Consider the following 15,884-nt stretch of genomic DNA (forward strand, 5'->3'; position numbering starts at 1 on the left):
AGGTGCAAGCTAGGCATGTTACATGGGCGAAAAGCTAGATACCATGCCTAGAATAGCAAAGCACAAAAAAACCGCCATATCGGAAGGAAAACCTTACCGTATCGCGGTACACTTACAGAGCTTTGCTATTTTCACAATTACTTACTTATGCAAAAACTTCTTATGGTACTAACTCGTTACCCTTTTCTCATTGCTTTCAAATCACCTGCTGCGTTGGATAACACGGGCAACATTCTCATTTCCCGTTCCATCGGTGAGGAACATAAACTGCATTGCGGCTCGCTTTCAAACGCGAAGTCATCACGCATCCAACCTTTGCAGTCGTCATTGGTACAAGACCAGACCTTCGTGTTCTCCTCGGGGATTTCCTCTGATACTTGACGTCTGTACATGAATACTTCCCCCCTATCTACAGAATAAACGAATCTCTATCGTCTACCCCATATCGCTTTTTTGGAATGAAAACAAAACTGCCTTCAACTTGTCAGTCAAAGGCAGCTTGTAGGTCGGCTTAGTATACTTTTACTACGTTCTCTGCTTGTGGTCCGCGGTTACCTTGTACCACGTTGAATTCAACGCGTTGTCCTTCGTCGAGGGTTTTGAAACCTTCGCCTGTGATTGCGCTGAAATGAACGAAAACGTCGCTGCCGCCTTCAACTTCGATAAAACCGAAGCCTTTTTCTGCGTTAAACCATTTAACTGTACCTGTTTGCATTTGGTCATTCTCCTTTACACTTATATTAATATGGTTATTTTCTTTAAAAAAAATTCACATATTGGAAAAAGTGCCATTTTTAGAATGAAGCTCTTTCCAAAATGTGAATTGCACTTACGAATTTAATGATAACATATTTGATAATCCAATGCAATAGAATGGAGCAATAATTGGTTTAATTTGACATGAGTGGATGATATTAAATTCGTCTTTAGCGAATAGTCTCGCTTCTTCATTATAGCCAAAAAAGAATGTATCCCATACCCATTCCGTCTATAATAACACGATTTAATTCCCATGAATAGCCTATTCTGCAAATTGAATTTTTATTTTATATCCATTAAAACAAGGAGCATGCCGCTACACATGCCCCCACTATTTTACTGCTACCTTTTAATAGAACGCGTCCAGAATCCCCCGTGGAATTGCTTAGGTTCTACTGTAATAATAAAGGCTTTGGAATCGAGCTCCAGAATGGTCTGGAACAATTTTTTCTGATTTTTGCGTTTAGCCAGTATCTCCATAACCAGTCGATCCCCGTCACGGCCGTTTCCAAGCCAGGAAGTAACACCATATCCTTTTTCCCGAAGTGTCGTCACAATCGTACCGCGAGCCTGATCGCATATCACTTTGACGGTAACATATCCAAGCGCAATTTTCTCTTCAATCCAAGCACCAATGAGAATGCCAAGCCCATATCCCACCGCATAAACGATAAGAGCAGAAATCTGATCCAAATAACTAAGTACCAGATTCAGACCCAGCACGTAGATCACGATCTCTACCATACTTATCAAAGCAGCGATGTACTTTTGACCTTTTAACGTCAGAATCATCCTTAGTGTGTAGGCAGAGACATAAACAATCTGGATCGCAAAAATAAAAAGTAACGTTTGGGCCATGGTCATCACCCTCCTAACTGCAAAGCTTTCAGCAAAAACGAACTTTTTATACTAATAAAACGAAATCCGTTTGGTATCCTCAGACATACGGATACCATACCTTCAAAAATACCACATGTTTGGTCTTATGAAACCTCTTTTTATTTTGCAGCTGAAATACCTAAGTGCCGACAAAAGAAAATAGAAGTACCTAGCTCCGCCGTGTACCCCTGTCACGTACACAAGAATATATTGAAATGATTAGACTTCCCAAAGCACCGAGAAAGGGGCAGGTACAGCATGAAATTCTGGGACGACATGAAAATCCATGATATGGAACAGCTCATTTTTTGTCAGGATGACAAAAGCGGTCTCCGTGCCGTCATCGCCATTCACAGTACGAAACAAGGTCCTGCTCTTGGTGGCTGCCGTTTCTGGTCCTACGCTTCAGAAGCAGATGCTGTTCGAGATGCAATGAAACTCGCTAAAGGAATGACCTATAAGGCAGCCATATCCGGACTTCCGTATGGAGGAGGCAAAGCCGTCGTGTGGAATATTCCGGGCATCACCGATCGCGACGCTGCCTTTGAAGCACTAGGCCGGTTTATTGACCGGTTACATGGTGAATACATTACCGGTGTTGATCTTGGCACAACAACCCACGATATGGATCAGATTCATCTTCATACAAAGTATGTTACAGATCAGAGCGGCACTCTAGGTGCCATGGGAGATTTCACAGCAGAAATGACTGCCTATGGTGTATTTCTAGGAATTAAAGAATCAATGCGCTACAAATATGGGAGCCTCGATCTGCACAATACACGAATTGTGGTTCAAGGTCTTGGCAAAGTAGGCTATGCACTATGTCGTCTTCTTCATCAAGCGGGTGCATCGCTCTTTGTTACCGACATTGATACTGTTAAAACGGCTATAGCTGCAAAAGAATTCGATGCAACCCCCGTATCCCCCGAAACCATTTACACACAGTCCTGTGACGTTTTCGCTCCGTGTGCCCTCGGCGGGGTCTTAAATCACATCTCGATTCCGCTTCTAACCTGCGGCATTGTAGCAGGTGCTGCCAACAACCAATTAGCTGACGAGCGCCTTGCCGACATGCTCGAACAGCGTAATATTCTGTACGCTCCCGATTTCGCTATTAATGCTGGCGGTATTATTAGCACGGGGGCAGAGCTTAGCGGAGCAGATGCAGCAAGAGCCCAGCTAGCGGTCGAGCAGATTCCGCACACTCTTGCCGCGATATACAGCTATGCCAAAATAAGCGGCATCACTGCTGTAGCTGCAGCGACGAAACTAGCAGAAATAAAATTCATGTAGATCATTTCAATCAAAAACAAAAAAAAGCACCTGTCATCGTAGACAAGCGCTTTTTTTTTGTTTTTAGATGAGTAATTAAGATTAGATTAGTCGTTGTCAAGACTGTCGATATCAACAGATAATACTTTTCCTGTGTTCGCATCAATGGTTACATCCGCTTCGTATGTCGCATTCTCCAATTCAACGTCATACTCATAACGTCCATCCTCCAGATCAAGCTCCGTGCTAACTGCTTTACTGTTTTTGAGTTCTTTTAGTGCAATTTGCGTTGCCTTTTCCAGTGAAATCTTCACATCTGCAGCCGCTACATTCTCATTAGACTCGTTATCATCGTAATCGTCATCGTTTGTATCTTTATATACATCAAGCACTTTACCGGTATAAGCATCAATCTTTACGGTAACGTCGGTTTTTCCTTGCTCAATGTCTACTTCGTAGAACGTTTTACCGTTATGTTTTTCTAGATCCACATCATCGATGGTTCCTTTTGCTTCTTTAAGTGCTGCCTCTTTTGCCTGCTGAACCGTAATCATTTTCCCTGTTGTTGCCGAAGATAATGGACTCGCTTCTGCACCTGCATCCATCGTCGCAAATGTAGCCGTCCCGCCAATCACAAGCGCTGCACTAAGAATCCCGCCTACCAAAATACGTTTTTGTTTATTCATGTTTTATCGTCTCCTCTGTTCTTTTATTATCAAATGAAGATCTCTCTTGCTTACAAATTCATCTTACCTCGGCCAGATGAGAACAAAGAAAGAGTCACATTAGAATTTGATGAGAAAATAAGAAGCGTTTCTCATGTTAATCTTCCGTATCCCAAGTAACGGATTGGATTTTTCCTGTGATGGCATGAATCTGGATAATGGCTTCTTTTTCACTTGCTGTCTCAATTTCAACTAAATAGTAGGGACTACTTGTGGATTCTCCCCGAAGCTCTGTATCTTCTACTTTGCCCGCCACTTCTGCCAGCGCAATCTTCTCAACTTCTTCTTCAGTCAGAAACAGCTCCTTTTGCCGATCATCCTCCTCTTCTTCATCAATGGAAATGGTTTTTCTCGACAATTCCTCAGCGGTGTAAGGATCAAGCTCGAGTAAGATGCGCTCTGTCTTCGTCATTACTTTTGCTTTGTATATCTCATGGTCCCCCATGGGGATCAGTTCTAGAAACAGTAATTCACCCTCCACCTCGCTAAGTATCTTCTGTTTCACTTTATCCCTACTGAGGATGACACGTTCTGTATCTACCGAACTACTAATTTGCTGAATGGATAAAATACTCCCACTTGCACCATCCACTGTTACCTCATATGTTCCCGTATCCGTACTAAGGCGTAAATGATATTGTCCATTCTGAAGAGAACTGTTCTCTACTTTCCCAGGATATTGACTTGTTACGCTCTCTTCCACTGCCTCGGCAGATAAAAGAGCAGCGGATCGATCCCATGGCTGTACGAAATAGACAATCAGTCCAATCAACACTAAGGCTGCGGCCCCCACATACAAAGCACGCTTCTTCATCGTCATTGCAAATACACTCCTTCATTCAACCTACTCTTATGCATTATCTATATAAAAATAAGATTTTCATTCAGTATATCTCCCCTCTATGAGAATTTACTGAGAAAAGAGCAAATAAACCTGCCCCATTAAGCTAAAGCAGGTTTATTTATAGGAAATTGAAGGTACGCGGTTGTTCCTTCACCGTAGGTGCTCTCCAAACGAATTTCAGCCTTGATCTGGGCAGCTATCTCACTTGCCAGTGACAAACCAAGCCCTGTCCCGCCCTGTTTGCGAGTCCTCGATTGATCGACTCTGTAAAATCGATCAAATACTTTAGGAAGTTCTTCAGCAGGAATTCCAGTACCCTGATCGCGTACACTTATGATAACGTGATCCCCGTCAGATCGAACGCTAATATGAATTACGCTATCGCTATATTTTCTGGCATTATCCAGCACAATGACGAGCAGTTGCTTGGCCTTATTGATATCCGTAGTTACAACGCTCTGTTCTGAAGGAATCGCATTTTCAACCTCTATTCTTCTCTGATATGCCGTCTCATAGGAGCGAGCCATCTCGATGGTCATGTCAGCAAGGTTACACTCTTCCAACGTAATGCTTCCCGACTCGGTCTGCCTGGCCATCATCAGCAGCTGCTCTGTCATTTCTCGCATCCGTACTGCTTCCGAATGTATGGCTTCAACCGACTCTTCAAAAAGATCTGGGCGTGACAGGCCTCTCCTTCTTAACAAACTAGCATAGCTTTCGATAACGGTTAGCGGTGTCTTGAGTTCATGAGAAGCATTAGAGACGAACTGCTCTTGTTTCTCGTAATTCCGCTCAAGCCTGCCCATCATCCGATTAAATGTTTCTCCCATTTCGTACAACTCGTCTTTGGACTGATTTTGCAGATCAATCGTCTTGAAGCCGCCGCCGTTTTCGATGATTTTCATCGTCTGCGTCATTCCGGCAATGGGTCTGATAATAATACTTCCCAATAACCGGCTCAACGCCACGACAGCAAGAAGAGCTACAAGCGTCACCGAGAACAGCACACCCCGAAGCACCTTAAGGTTGTTATCTACACTTGCGAGGCTTTCGGTAACCTGAAGGTTCACAACTTCACCGTCCACCCAAATTACAGGCATCGACACAAAGACATAACGTTCCTTTTCTATCTTTCGTACTTCGGTCTGCTTGCTCGGATAAAAAGAGGGTGCTATTTCGGCAAGACGCTGTTCTGACAGTGAAGTTACCGGCGAAGGGTTATTGCCTTTTTCCCTGACCAGCCTCAGCATTCCTTCAGCCGGAACAAAAGAACGCAACAAATCATCCGGTGCTACCATATCTGCTGCATTTCTCACACCGTTTGCAATGGCATTCGCTTCTGCTTCCGCTCTTTTCATTTGGGTATCAATGGATAATCGATCAAACATGAAATATATAAATCCATTGATCAATAGCAACAGCACGATAAAAAATACAGAGGTATATACATAGATGGTTGTACGCAGCTTCATGCTTCTGCCCTAAGAACGTAACCTACACCACGAATCGTATGGATTAGCGGTGAGCGTCCATGGTCTACTTTTTTGCGGAGGTATCTGATGTAGACATCAACCACATTGGTATCGCCCATATAATCGTAACCCCACACCGCCTCAAGAATCTGTTCTCGGTTCAGAACCTGCCGCTGATTGCGCAACAAATAGACGAGCAGATCGAATTCCCGAGGGGTGAGCTCTATACGATCCACTTCACGCAGTACCTCTCTCGTCTTTTCATTGATTCTGAGATCACCAGCGGTCATCCACACTTCCTGTTCTTTAGCTGAACTGTTCTCGCTTGATATCTGTATCTTGTTATGTAACCGGAGGGCAGCACGGATGCGGGCCAGTAGCTCTTCAATCTGAAAAGGTTTCGTCACATAGTCAGTTGCACCGAGGTCAAGTCCTGACACTTTGTCTTCTACTGAACCTTTGGCTGTGAGTAGAATGACGGGTGTATGTTCATCCTGGCTGCGTATCCGGCGCAAGACCTCAATCCCGCTAAGACCGGGCAGCATGACATCAAGTAGGACGAGATCAAAGTTTCCTTTTTGAAAAGCCGCAAGCCCTTCCGTACCACTGGTTGCCTTGGAGACTTTATATTCTTCATACTCCAGTTCAATTTCCAGCACCCTTGCAATTTTCTCTTCATCTTCCACAATGAGAATGGATGAACTCATGTGCCCTCCTCCGATTCACTAAAAGTAAATATTATATGTTTTGTACTACTTCTTGAATGGACTGTTCTCCAGATACGAGAGAAATCGCTTTTCTGTACGTATTCTCTGCATCAAGTACAGCTACAATGACAGATGCAACATCTTCACGAGGAATACTCTTCTCATTACCCTCCGTATTTGCTGCTATTTTACCACGTCCCGGCTCATTCAACAGCCCGCCCGGACGCAAAATCGTATAATTTAACGATGAACTCTCAAGCAGTCTATCCGCATAATGCTTTGCTACATAATATGGTTTTATTTTATCTGACCAACTCGATCTATCCTCTGCATGCATGGCGCTTACCATCACATATCTCGAAATTCCTGCTTGTTCAGCTGCTTCCATCGTTTTTACGGCTCCATCCAGATCAATTAGCAATGTTTTATCTGAACCCGTACTACCGCCTGAACCTGCGGTGAATACAATGGCGTCACTGCCTTTCATTACTTCCGCTAGTTCACTGACCGTTCCTTCTAAATCTGCAAGAACCGGTTCAACACCCGCTCCATCAAAGGCATCTGCCTGCTCCTGTTTGCGGACCATTGCTCTGACTGCATGTTCCTTATGGTCCTTCAGCTGAGAAATTACATGTTTCCCAATCTGTCCGTTTGCTCCAATAACTAAAATGTTCATGATATTATTTCTCCCTTCTCATTATACTATCATTCATTCTTTCTCCTTCAATTACCCGCTAGGCTCAAGATATAACAATAAAGAGGTTCTATCATGCTTATCTTTGCAGTACTGCAACATTTCATACGGGGAAAATAAAAAAATAAGGCAGACCCCCGAAAAACGGGCATCTGCCTTATTCATGTTCTATAGAGATGGATTAGTACGCAAGAGCGAACAAACCATCAATGTGTTTAAGATAACGGATGTTACTTGCTTCTTTCATAAGCGTTGCAGGCAGACCTTTTAGACGAGTCTGGCTACCGCCCAGCATAGCAATCGCATCTTTACGTCCAAGGCTTCCGAGTGTACCGGAGAAGACTGGAGTGAAGACTTCAAGATCGCCGCCTTTGATGATTGCAGCAAGGTTATGTCCAATTGTTTCACCCATTTGCCAAGCAAGCTGAGCTGTTGGAGGGTAAGGACGAGCACCTTCACTAGGGATAACAACTGCACTGTCACCCGCGATGAATACATTCTCGTGGGAAGTAGAGTGTAGTGTCTCTTTAACTGTTGCACGGCCACGGTTAACTTCGATACCGCTGTTAGCTACAACTGCGTTACCTTGTACGCCGCCCGTCCAGATCAGTGTGCTAGTGTCGATGGAGCTTCCATCTTTCAGCATTACAGTATGTTGTTGCATTTCTGTAATCGCTACACCAACGATGAATTTCACGCCGCGTTTTTCAAGACTTGTTTGAGCACGCTCAACAAGCTCTGGCGGGAATCCTGCCAGAATAGAAGGACCTGCTTCTACGTTGTAGAGCTGAACTTCTTCGCGTTTGATACCTTTTTGCTTACATACATGATCCAGGATGTCAGCATATTCACCAACAAGCTCGATACCCGTCAAACCGCCACCGCCAACAACGATTGTTGCGTCAGCTTTGTTTCCGGATTTTTTGTAAGCATCAAGACAAGCTTCCACGTGCGCACGAATTTTGTTCGCATCGTTTACGGATTTCAGAGTAAAGCTGTACTCTTCAAGTCCTGGAATTCCGAAGAATGCAGTTTCACTACCAAGAGCAACAACAAGGAAGTCATAGCTGTAGATCGTTCCGCTCTTCATTACGACTTTGTTCTCGTCTGGTTTGATTTCGGAAACTGTATCAATTTTAAGATTTACGTCTTTACCACGAAGAAGTTTCTCCAGTGGAAGTGCAACAGCTTTCTCTTCGATGGAGCCTGCTGCCAGACGGTGCAATTCAGTAATAATTTGGTGAGTTGGGAAGCGGTTCACAACCGTAATGGTTGCATCTTCAGCGGACAAGTATTGACGTGCTGATAGCGCGCTAAGCAAGCCGCCGTAGCCGCCGCCCAGAATCAAAATTTGCTTCGACATATCCATCCTCCGTTCTTACTTTCGTATCAATAACTTTTAGTCTTGTTTTTGCCCTTGACGCTCGTTCAGGACACTAAGGAATGCCTGAGCAAAACGAAGAGATTGTTGTACGTTAGGATCTTTTAGCATTTTGAGCATGCCGAACAAGCCAACAGAAGACTGTTCTGCATGAGCACGATCTCCAGCTTCGATGGCTGCGGAAGCTACACCTTTTGCTTTTTCAACAACAGGAGTTGTAAATTCACCGAAAGCGACTTTCATGTCGTTAACGAAGACTTTATCTGTTGCCAGACCTTGAGCGAAATCATAAGCTTTCGTCATTGCTGTAACCATTTCAGCCAGTTTAGGCAGATTCTCCACCAGAACAGTAAGAGACTCTTGAACCTCCGGCTTCATCAATTGATCAAGTACATCCTGATTTTGTGCAGGAGCTGCACCGTTTACTGGTACCTCTTGTTGAGTCGGTTGTGACATAAGAGAACGTCCTCCTTTACTTTGGGTTAGAAGCCCGCTTGCTTGACCATACCTGATAAGCCAAATGAACGACCCGCGAGTACAAAATTGTAATGTAACAATTTTCACACAATAGAAAGAGCCGAACCCTTTCAAGCAGCTCGGGCAGCTCTACCGTACAGATGTGATGTATTCTAAGGATCTTTTGCAAAGATGAATATGCTGCTATTCCATCGCAATCACAAATTTATCCGAACAGGCCAAATACGAACCCTATACCCTAATATTACACTTATTACACATAAACACGAGTTAAATATGTTGAGAAATGTGAATACCTTGTGAACATTGTAACAAAACCTCTTTTTTTGTCAATACAATGTAACATAGCTTATTGTGACAGAAAAAGCGCTAGCTTTGCCTACTTCTACTACATACAGTACTTAAAAAGAACACCTACAACTACATGTACTTATTGATATAACATAAAATTACCAAACTTTTTCCTTCTGAGTCCTGTTAATTTTTATCTGGACTACAGATGATGGGGAAATACACCTGATAAGTCCCCAAACCCAACCCTCGCCAGAGTGAAAAAATCAGCATATGGTAGTAAGTGATAACATTAAATTGTACCGTTGTAATTCGTGCGTGGGCTAAACGGTAAAAGTAGGGTGCCCTGCCCCTTCACATTTTATGAGATCCAGACTTGACCCGGCTGGGGGGGGTTATGCTCGCTTTTTTTCAATCTAACTACCAACTTAGGTTCATTTCCGCCATCATCTGCCCGTGAAGTTAAATCTATACTCGTTCTACGAGTTCCGTCGTCCAATTCAGTTCCTGAATACGAGTATCCAGGATTCGATGTTCCTTGGCTAGCTCATCCATCTGTTTCTGCAGGCTGCTTATTTCTACTGTAGTGATAAATTTGATCTCTGTCTTGCTGGAGCGATCATAACGTATAGAAGCTGTACTGATCACATCGCTTAGAACGCTTCGTTTCATTTCGAGCTTTTCTCTGCGGGCGAGCGCATCCGTTATGGTCAGCCCTTGCGTTAGTTCAGTTACCGCATTGGTTCTGTTAATTCTCTGCACGAGTGTCTCGAACTGATCAAGCGATCCATTCAGCTCCCGAAAAAGGTCAGAAGGATTCTCCGCTGCTTCTTCACCTTCCTGAATTTTGATTACGTTCTGTAAACGGAAACGGAGTTCCTGGATTTTTCTTTGTGTATCCGATCGTAAGATGAGTGCTTCTGCGAGTTTCATAATATAGGTAAGCCTCCACAGATTTAAAGTTAGTTCTATTGTAACTTACTTTAATGCCCCATTCCAATTTCTTACTGCAAGGATCTGTTGTTTAATGCACACGCTAGGGTGGTACATATCCAGTATAGAAATATACGGGAATGTAAATAAAAGGTTGAAGCCATGAAAAGTAGAGCAACCGCCCTAATTCATGCCCTATCTTGGTAGAGGAGGTATTGATATGAAAACAACTCACTTAGAGGCTAGGACCTACCATTTCAAAGATGACGGTGCTATTCCCAATCATCCGGAACTACCTGTCATTCTCTATCCGGGTGTATTCCATGGACAAGAGCATAAAACCGAGACAATCTTCAACAAGCATAACTGGCAAAACAGCTGGACAGGCGGAGTATTTCCTTATCATCACTATCACAGCAACGCTCACGAAGTGCTTGGTGTGATCCAAGGTTCGGTCAAACTTCACATTGGCGGAGAAAAAGGAATGATTCTAACCGCATCTGCTGGCGATGTTCTTGTACTGCCTGCCGGGACAGGCCATAAAAGACTAGAGTCCAGCCGTGATTTTCAAATCGTGGGTGCCTATCCTGACGGAATGTCCTACAGCACGCATACCGGAGAATCCAGTGAACGTCCTCAGGTTCTCTACGAAATCGCTCGTGTTCCGCTACCGGGTCAAGACCCTGTTTTCGGGGACGAGGGGCCCCTGCATACCCACTGGACTAAACTTTAGAAAACCGCAGGTACTTATGAGGTTACTGTATATCCGCGGAACGCGTGTAGTACCCTTCGATTTTCTTGCTGATCCAGATGGTACATCCTATAAAAATGAGAATGCCTACGAGAATCGTAGGATGCTCCAGAATTGCCCCTAGATTCGTACCTATGTAAGTCACATAAAGCACCATAATTCCTTTGCCTAAAGCGGCTGCGAGCAAAAAAGATCGAGGACGCATCTGTGCAATACCAGCCGCCATATTAACGAGCACATAGGGTCCCATTGGAAACATGCCGAGTAAAAAAACATAACTGAAGGCATTGCGGCGGATCCAAATTAGGCTCTTTTGTACCTTGGGTCTCTCTGCCCAGCGTCTTGCCCATGAAGTTCCTGCAAGCTTGCGTATAACAATAAATGTGAAGAAACTCCCTCCCACAAGCCCAATCCACGAATAAAAGAAACCAAGCCATCCATAGACCAGCCCGTTAGCTCCTACAATCAGCAGCGTAGGCAGGGGAGGTATAAATGACTTCATGAATGTTAGAAAAATGCCGGGAAAAGGTCCTAAATCCCGAAATCTTTCAAGCAGCATAATTATATTTTCTTCTGTAAAAAAAGAGAGGAATTCTGATACTGAAAATCCTTCCATGCAGCACCTCGTTTCCTGCTTTATCAATATTCATCAGTATAACTCACCTACTGTAAGAGAGTATGAAAATTACATAGATATTGGATGATAGTAAAAGAACCTGCCTTCTCCTTCAGGCAGGTTCTTTAATCATCATTATATCGAACCTGAAAACTTCATCCCCTGATGCATGGCATCCGGCGGTACAGAAGACAGATTCGGTGAGGCTGCGGAAACTTTTCCGCATTCATGGAGAATATGCTCCACATGTTCGAGGACGTCTTTTACTGTTTTTCCACAAGCTTGACACTTCATTATAAAATCACCTTTAACCTTATATTCTTAACCAAGTATGAGATCAATTAAATTTGGGTCCATGTCTCCTAACGAATATACCTAGACATGGAATGTGAGGTAGTACTCCATTCATGATTGGGCCTTCTTTTTCATGCCCTCTCCTTATTACCCCTCCGCCAGTCTCACGAAACTGGAGAATGATCTCCTTGGCTCGAATTTCCATTATATTCAGGTGCCGTCTGATATATTCCCTAAACTTTGACCTGTAAAAGAGTAAACGCCTCAAACAGCAAATAGTTTTAGTTTCCAGCCTATTTTCACCAATTAAGGTTGACATCTCCTCTTTAAGGTTATATGGTTAATTACATGAGTAACTAACCAACATGGTGGTGATAATTGTATGGGTATGCAGATGGATGATGACCGCCCTATCTTTATACAGATTGCAGAACGCATCGAAGATGACATCCTCGAAGGAGGGCTACCTGAAGAATCACAGGTTCCTTCGACGAATCAATTTGCATCCTTTTATCAGATCAATCCGGCAACAGCGGCCAAAGGTGTAAACCTCCTGGTCGATCAAGGAATTCTGTATAAGAAGAGAGGGATTGGCATGTTTGTAAGCGAAGGAGCTCGGTCCGTTCTTGTTGAGAAGCGGCGTGAACAGTTCTACGAGCAGTTCATTATTCGTATGGTGCAAGAAGCGCAGAAGCTGGGGATTAGTAAATCAGAACTGTCTGAAATGATACACAGGGAGGAGAAATAAGATGGCAAATGTGCTTGAACTAAAGGCGCTGACCAAAAGCTATGGGAATGACTTTAAAGCCCTGCAAAATATAAACCTCACGCTTCAGGAAAATAAAATCTACGGATTACTTGGTCGAAATGGTGCAGGGAAAACAACCTTACTACATCTCATCACAGCCCAGCTCTTCCCATCGTCTGGCGATATCAAGGTGTTCGGTAAGGCCCCTTATGAGAATACAGAGGTACTCCGGCAAATTTGTTTTATAAAAGAAAGTCAGAAGTATCCTGATACATTCCGTGTACGGGATGTTCTCGCCGTAGCCTCTTCACTTTATCCTAACTGGGACTCTTCAATGGCCAATTCCTTGATATCGGAATTTCGTCTACCTGTAAAACGCAGAGTGAAAAAACTGTCCAGAGGCATGCTCTCCTCTGTGGGCATCATTATAGGTCTTGCAAGCCGTGCCCCTCTTACCATATTTGATGAGCCATACCTCGGCCTTGATGCTGTGGCGAGAGAACTGTTCTATGATCGACTTATTCAGGATTATATGGAATTTCCGAGAACCATTATTTTATCTACCCATCTCATCGATGAGATCAGTGCCATGTTAGAACATGTCATTGTACTGGATCATGGCAAGTTGCTAATGAATGAAGAAGCAGAACAATTTCGCGGCTCCGCCTTTATCGTCAGCGGAAAGCAGGCAGATGTGGAGAGCTTTATTGCAGATAAAGAAGTACTTCATCAAGAAGGACTGGGATCGATGCGAAGTGCCGTTGTCCTGACCGGTGGAAATAAAGACTTCCGTAAACAAGCGGAATTAAATAGACTGAGTCTCAATCCTGTCTCTTTACAACAGCTGATGGTGCAGCTCACCAAACATTCGAACCGGGAAGAGGTGAATAAATAATGCCAGCGATAAGAAACGTAATGCGTACCCATCTGGTCGATCACTGGCTATGGCTTTTTGTACCCACTATTGTACTCATGAGCAGCTTTTTGACCAACCTGGTAGTTAGTATGTTTATCGGATCTTTTACAACTGGAGGGCTCGCATCCATTTACTTCTTTGTAATGAGTATCGGGATGGCTGTCATTCCCCTCAATTTTTCGTTTTCGCTCGGTTTTGGAGTACGGCGTAAAGACTATTTCCTTGGGACGGTCAGTTTGTTTTTTCTTTCCAGTCTTTTGGTTTCCGTGGGACTCACTCTCCTTAGACAGATAGAACATCTCACTTCTGGCTGGGGCACAGGGCTGCATTTCTTCGATCTCCCCTTTTTGAGCAGCTTCTCATTTCTGCATCTTGCCCTGCTTAACTTTGTTGTTATATCTCACATGTTTTTGCTCGGGTTCCTGATATCAAGTATAGCTAGGAGATACGGCGGACTGATCTTGACTGCTTTGCTCCTCCTCGTTGTCATCGTCCTGGGTGTAGCCGGTGTACTCGTCACCTACTGGGAATATTGGGATGAATTCGGAAGATGGGTAATGACCTATCAAATGGATATCCTCTGGTTCCTTTTCCCTTTCACCTTGGTATATGCGTTCATCTCCTATATCTTGTTGCGCAAATCAACCATCTGATAAAAACAAAAAAGAAGCATCCCCGGATCAGGTCAAGGGATGCTTCTTTTTAAATTACTTATTGGATACGGTAAATTATCAAACCTACTTAGGCAGGTAAATCCCGTTTCTTGTTTTTTTGTTCACCTGCACCTCGTTTTGGCATAGGCAAGTTACCGAATAGGATCCAAGATTTTGAGAATCGCGACGCAAAACTGACCACAATATAAGATCCAATTAGCGCGACAAGGAACCCACCTGCATACCATAAGTGATGCAGCATTGAAATTCCTGTTTGCGGCGGAAACTCACGATAGATGAGCAGGAAGAACGGGTGAATTAAGTAAATCCCGAAGGACAACCCACCAATTCTGGACATAGTACGTACTAGCGCACTCTTACCGTTGCCATAGAGCAGGAAGGCGATCTGGAATAACACCAGTGCTGCAGCAAATGTATGCAGATTCCACAGGAATTCATACCAAAGGGAGTTGTATACAGCAATCCCTTTACGGTTCAAATACCAAATATATACGTGGGCTAGACCTGCACCAATCCAGATGATCCATAGCAGCGACCATGCGGTAACTTTGGCTGGAGTAGCATAGCTTCGTTTCATGACAATCCACTCTTTTATTTTAGGGAAATAGACTCCCAAAAGAGCCCCTAGCATGAAATAGGCGAAATACGACGGAGACCAGCTACCTTTATTCGCTACGCTAATCACACCGTATTTATTCATAACGATAAAGCCCCACTGAATTACGAGTCCGATAGGCACAGCCCATTTGACAAGGGAAGGTACTTTTTTGAACAAAGCCAGTACCAGCGGGAACAGAATATAGAACTGCATGTTGATAAATACAAAGTATAAATGGGTGTACGCCTTACCGGTAGACAACTTCGTAACGAAACTTGTAATCGTATCAACGAAAGACCGATCCGGATAATGCGTAAAATGTAATATTAGGAAATAAAATAAAGAGAACATAAAGTAAGGAATAAGAATGTATAGCAATCTTTTTTTGTAGAATCCTAGCACCAGTTTCTTATCGAGTGGTCTCGTATAGTAATTATAGAACAATACAAAGCTGCTTAGGAAAATAAAGGTCGGTGTACCAAACTTCATGAAAATATTAAAGAAGTTGTACAACCAGTACACACCTGAATCCACCATATCTACGGTGGCAAATGAAGTGGAGTGTACAGTCAATACACCCAGAATCGCCATACATCGTACGAGATTAAGCTCGGGTAGACGTTCCCTTTTTTCAGCTGTAATTGTTTGACTCATTGCATTAACTCCTTGCTTTCTTGACCGAGAGAGACGTCTCTATCGATCTGTTTTTGTAAACCTCACTTTATCTATAGTAAAACTTTTGAGCGTAGATTACATCTTAAAAATTTCTTAACATTGTTAGAATAGCAAAATAAAAAGAAGAGTTGCACCTATTTTTATAACCAGTACTCCATAAATAAGGAAAAGAGGA

At 43.4% G+C, this 15,884-nt stretch carries 19 protein-coding genes; 5 read left to right on the forward strand and 14 right to left on the reverse strand.

Annotated elements, in window-relative coordinates:
* Nucleotides 1–176: 176 nt before the first annotated feature.
* The 3 genes from KFT32_RS14685 to KFT32_RS14695 all read right to left on the reverse strand — a co-directional run bounded on the left by KFT32_RS14685 (nt 177) and on the right by KFT32_RS14695 (nt 1,617).
* Entirely contained in the window at nt 177–392 is a 216-nt protein-coding gene (locus KFT32_RS14685; RefSeq protein WP_211747980.1) for a cold-shock protein, read from the reverse strand.
* A gap of 119 nt (nt 393–511) precedes the next feature.
* The gene (locus KFT32_RS14690) at nt 512–715 is read right to left on the reverse strand and encodes a cold-shock protein (protein WP_191802627.1); all 204 of its coding nucleotides are present in this window, start codon (nt 713–715) and stop codon (nt 512–514) included.
* A 386-nt stretch (nt 716–1,101) separates the two neighbouring features.
* Nucleotides 1,102–1,617, reverse strand: coding sequence for a DUF2179 domain-containing protein (locus KFT32_RS14695; RefSeq protein WP_211747981.1), 516 nt, complete (start codon nt 1,615–1,617; stop codon nt 1,102–1,104).
* Nucleotides 1,618–1,896: 279 nt separating this feature from the next.
* On the opposite strand from KFT32_RS14695, the gene KFT32_RS14700 reads away from it, so the two are divergent.
* Complete coding sequence (locus KFT32_RS14700) at nt 1,897–2,934, forward strand: Leu/Phe/Val dehydrogenase (protein ID WP_211747982.1); 1,038 nt, start codon at nt 1,897–1,899, stop codon at nt 2,932–2,934.
* Between the two features lie 86 nt (nt 2,935–3,020).
* Here the strand turns inward: KFT32_RS14700 and KFT32_RS14705 are convergent, their stop codons facing one another.
* From KFT32_RS14705 to KFT32_RS14740, 8 genes are all read right to left on the reverse strand, one after another.
* A complete protein-coding gene (locus KFT32_RS14705) occupies nt 3,021–3,599 on the reverse strand; it encodes a PepSY domain-containing protein (RefSeq protein WP_211747983.1) in 579 nt (192 codons plus the stop codon).
* Nucleotides 3,600–3,735: 136 nt separating this feature from the next.
* Nucleotides 3,736–4,458, reverse strand: a complete 723-nt coding sequence (locus KFT32_RS14710) for a PepSY domain-containing protein (RefSeq protein ID WP_211747984.1) — start codon at nt 4,456–4,458, stop codon at nt 3,736–3,738.
* Nucleotides 4,459–4,580: 122 nt separating this feature from the next.
* The gene (locus KFT32_RS14715) at nt 4,581–5,954 is read right to left on the reverse strand and encodes a sensor histidine kinase (RefSeq protein ID WP_211747985.1); all 1,374 of its coding nucleotides are present in this window, start codon (nt 5,952–5,954) and stop codon (nt 4,581–4,583) included.
* Nucleotides 5,951–6,661, reverse strand: a complete 711-nt coding sequence (locus KFT32_RS14720) for a response regulator transcription factor (protein ID WP_211747986.1) — start codon at nt 6,659–6,661, stop codon at nt 5,951–5,953. Before KFT32_RS14720 ends, KFT32_RS14715 begins: the two co-directional genes overlap by 4 nt.
* 31 nt (nt 6,662–6,692) lie before the next feature.
* Nucleotides 6,693–7,337, reverse strand: a complete 645-nt coding sequence (locus KFT32_RS14725) for an SDR family oxidoreductase (RefSeq protein ID WP_211747987.1) — start codon at nt 7,335–7,337, stop codon at nt 6,693–6,695.
* Nucleotides 7,338–7,536: 199 nt separating this feature from the next.
* The gene (locus KFT32_RS14730) at nt 7,537–8,718 is read right to left on the reverse strand and encodes an NAD(P)/FAD-dependent oxidoreductase (protein ID WP_211747988.1); all 1,182 of its coding nucleotides are present in this window, start codon (nt 8,716–8,718) and stop codon (nt 7,537–7,539) included.
* 36 nt (nt 8,719–8,754) lie between these two features.
* The gene (locus KFT32_RS14735) at nt 8,755–9,192 is read right to left on the reverse strand and encodes a DUF1641 domain-containing protein (protein WP_211747989.1); all 438 of its coding nucleotides are present in this window, start codon (nt 9,190–9,192) and stop codon (nt 8,755–8,757) included.
* A 780-nt stretch (nt 9,193–9,972) separates the two neighbouring features.
* A complete protein-coding gene (locus KFT32_RS14740) occupies nt 9,973–10,437 on the reverse strand; it encodes a DIP1984 family protein (RefSeq protein WP_211747990.1) in 465 nt (154 codons plus the stop codon).
* 220 nt (nt 10,438–10,657) lie between these two features.
* Between KFT32_RS14740 and KFT32_RS14745 the strand changes: the two genes are divergently transcribed.
* On the forward strand, nt 10,658–11,170 hold the full coding sequence (locus KFT32_RS14745) for a cupin domain-containing protein (protein WP_211747991.1): 513 nt from the start codon (nt 10,658–10,660) through the stop codon (nt 11,168–11,170).
* A gap of 22 nt (nt 11,171–11,192) precedes the next feature.
* Here the strand turns inward: KFT32_RS14745 and KFT32_RS14750 are convergent, their stop codons facing one another.
* Together KFT32_RS14750 and KFT32_RS14755 are read right to left on the reverse strand one after the other, a co-directional pair.
* The gene (locus tag KFT32_RS14750; protein WP_211747992.1) at nt 11,193–11,804 is read right to left on the reverse strand and encodes a TVP38/TMEM64 family protein; all 612 of its coding nucleotides are present in this window, start codon (nt 11,802–11,804) and stop codon (nt 11,193–11,195) included.
* Nucleotides 11,805–11,939: 135 nt separating this feature from the next.
* Nucleotides 11,940–12,098, reverse strand: a complete 159-nt coding sequence (locus KFT32_RS14755; protein ID WP_211747993.1) for a hypothetical protein — start codon at nt 12,096–12,098, stop codon at nt 11,940–11,942.
* Between the two features lie 382 nt (nt 12,099–12,480).
* Between KFT32_RS14755 and KFT32_RS14760 the strand changes: the two genes are divergently transcribed.
* Genes KFT32_RS14760 through KFT32_RS14770 form a run of 3 tightly spaced genes read left to right on the forward strand, consistent with a single transcriptional unit; the run spans nt 12,481 to nt 14,415 of the window.
* On the forward strand, nt 12,481–12,846 hold the full coding sequence (locus tag KFT32_RS14760) for a GntR family transcriptional regulator (RefSeq protein ID WP_211747994.1): 366 nt from the start codon (nt 12,481–12,483) through the stop codon (nt 12,844–12,846).
* Nucleotide 12,847: 1 nt separating this feature from the next.
* Nucleotides 12,848–13,741: an ABC transporter ATP-binding protein gene (locus tag KFT32_RS14765; protein WP_211747995.1), complete on the forward strand. Its 894-nt coding sequence runs from the start codon at nt 12,848–12,850 to the stop codon at nt 13,739–13,741.
* Nucleotides 13,741–14,415, forward strand: coding sequence for a hypothetical protein (locus KFT32_RS14770; protein WP_211747996.1), 675 nt, complete (start codon nt 13,741–13,743; stop codon nt 14,413–14,415). The genes KFT32_RS14765 and KFT32_RS14770 overlap by 1 nt, the downstream gene beginning before the upstream one ends.
* Nucleotides 14,416–14,503: 88 nt before the next feature.
* On the opposite strand, the gene KFT32_RS14775 is transcribed toward KFT32_RS14770, so the two are convergent.
* Nucleotides 14,504–15,688: an acyltransferase gene (locus KFT32_RS14775; protein ID WP_211747997.1), complete on the reverse strand. Its 1,185-nt coding sequence runs from the start codon at nt 15,686–15,688 to the stop codon at nt 14,504–14,506.
* Nucleotides 15,689–15,884: the final 196 nt, after the last annotated feature.

It is taken from the genome of Paenibacillus sp. Marseille-Q4541, from assembly GCF_018310695.1.
Taxonomy (GTDB): domain Bacteria; phylum Bacillota; class Bacilli; order Paenibacillales; family Paenibacillaceae; genus Paenibacillus.

Bases quoted from the DNA above. Each gene is read 5' to 3' on its own strand.
- KFT32_RS14740 (WP_211747990.1), bottom strand. From the start codon at position 10,437: ATGAAACTCGCAGAAGCACTCATCTTACGATCGGATACACAAAGAAAA.
- KFT32_RS14745 (WP_211747991.1), top strand. From the start codon at position 10,658: ATGAAAACAACTCACTTAGAGGCTAGGACCTACCATTTCAAAGATGAC.
- KFT32_RS14770 (WP_211747996.1), top strand. From the start codon at position 13,741: ATGCCAGCGATAAGAAACGTAATGCGTACCCATCTGGTCGATCACTGG.
- KFT32_RS14715 (WP_211747985.1), bottom strand. From the start codon at position 5,954: ATGAAGCTGCGTACAACCATCTATGTATATACCTCTGTATTTTTTATC.
- KFT32_RS14730 (WP_211747988.1), bottom strand. From the start codon at position 8,718: ATGTCGAAGCAAATTTTGATTCTGGGCGGCGGCTACGGCGGCTTGCTT.
- KFT32_RS14760 (WP_211747994.1), top strand. From the start codon at position 12,481: ATGGGTATGCAGATGGATGATGACCGCCCTATCTTTATACAGATTGCA.
- KFT32_RS14690 (WP_191802627.1), bottom strand. From the start codon at position 715: ATGCAAACAGGTACAGTTAAATGGTTTAACGCAGAAAAAGGCTTCGGT.
- KFT32_RS14750 (WP_211747992.1), bottom strand. From the start codon at position 11,804: ATGGAAGGATTTTCAGTATCAGAATTCCTCTCTTTTTTTACAGAAGAA.
- KFT32_RS14720 (WP_211747986.1), bottom strand. From the start codon at position 6,661: ATGAGTTCATCCATTCTCATTGTGGAAGATGAAGAGAAAATTGCAAGG.
- KFT32_RS14735 (WP_211747989.1), bottom strand. From the start codon at position 9,192: ATGTCACAACCGACTCAACAAGAGGTACCAGTAAACGGTGCAGCTCCT.
- KFT32_RS14700 (WP_211747982.1), top strand. From the start codon at position 1,897: ATGAAATTCTGGGACGACATGAAAATCCATGATATGGAACAGCTCATT.
- KFT32_RS14695 (WP_211747981.1), bottom strand. From the start codon at position 1,617: ATGGCCCAAACGTTACTTTTTATTTTTGCGATCCAGATTGTTTATGTC.
- KFT32_RS14755 (WP_211747993.1), bottom strand. From the start codon at position 12,098: ATGAAGTGTCAAGCTTGTGGAAAAACAGTAAAAGACGTCCTCGAACAT.
- KFT32_RS14725 (WP_211747987.1), bottom strand. From the start codon at position 7,337: ATGAACATTTTAGTTATTGGAGCAAACGGACAGATTGGGAAACATGTA.
- KFT32_RS14775 (WP_211747997.1), bottom strand. From the start codon at position 15,688: ATGAGTCAAACAATTACAGCTGAAAAAAGGGAACGTCTACCCGAGCTT.
- KFT32_RS14685 (WP_211747980.1), bottom strand. From the start codon at position 392: ATGTACAGACGTCAAGTATCAGAGGAAATCCCCGAGGAGAACACGAAG.
- KFT32_RS14765 (WP_211747995.1), top strand. From the start codon at position 12,848: ATGGCAAATGTGCTTGAACTAAAGGCGCTGACCAAAAGCTATGGGAAT.
- KFT32_RS14705 (WP_211747983.1), bottom strand. From the start codon at position 3,599: ATGAATAAACAAAAACGTATTTTGGTAGGCGGGATTCTTAGTGCAGCG.
- KFT32_RS14710 (WP_211747984.1), bottom strand. From the start codon at position 4,458: ATGACGATGAAGAAGCGTGCTTTGTATGTGGGGGCCGCAGCCTTAGTG.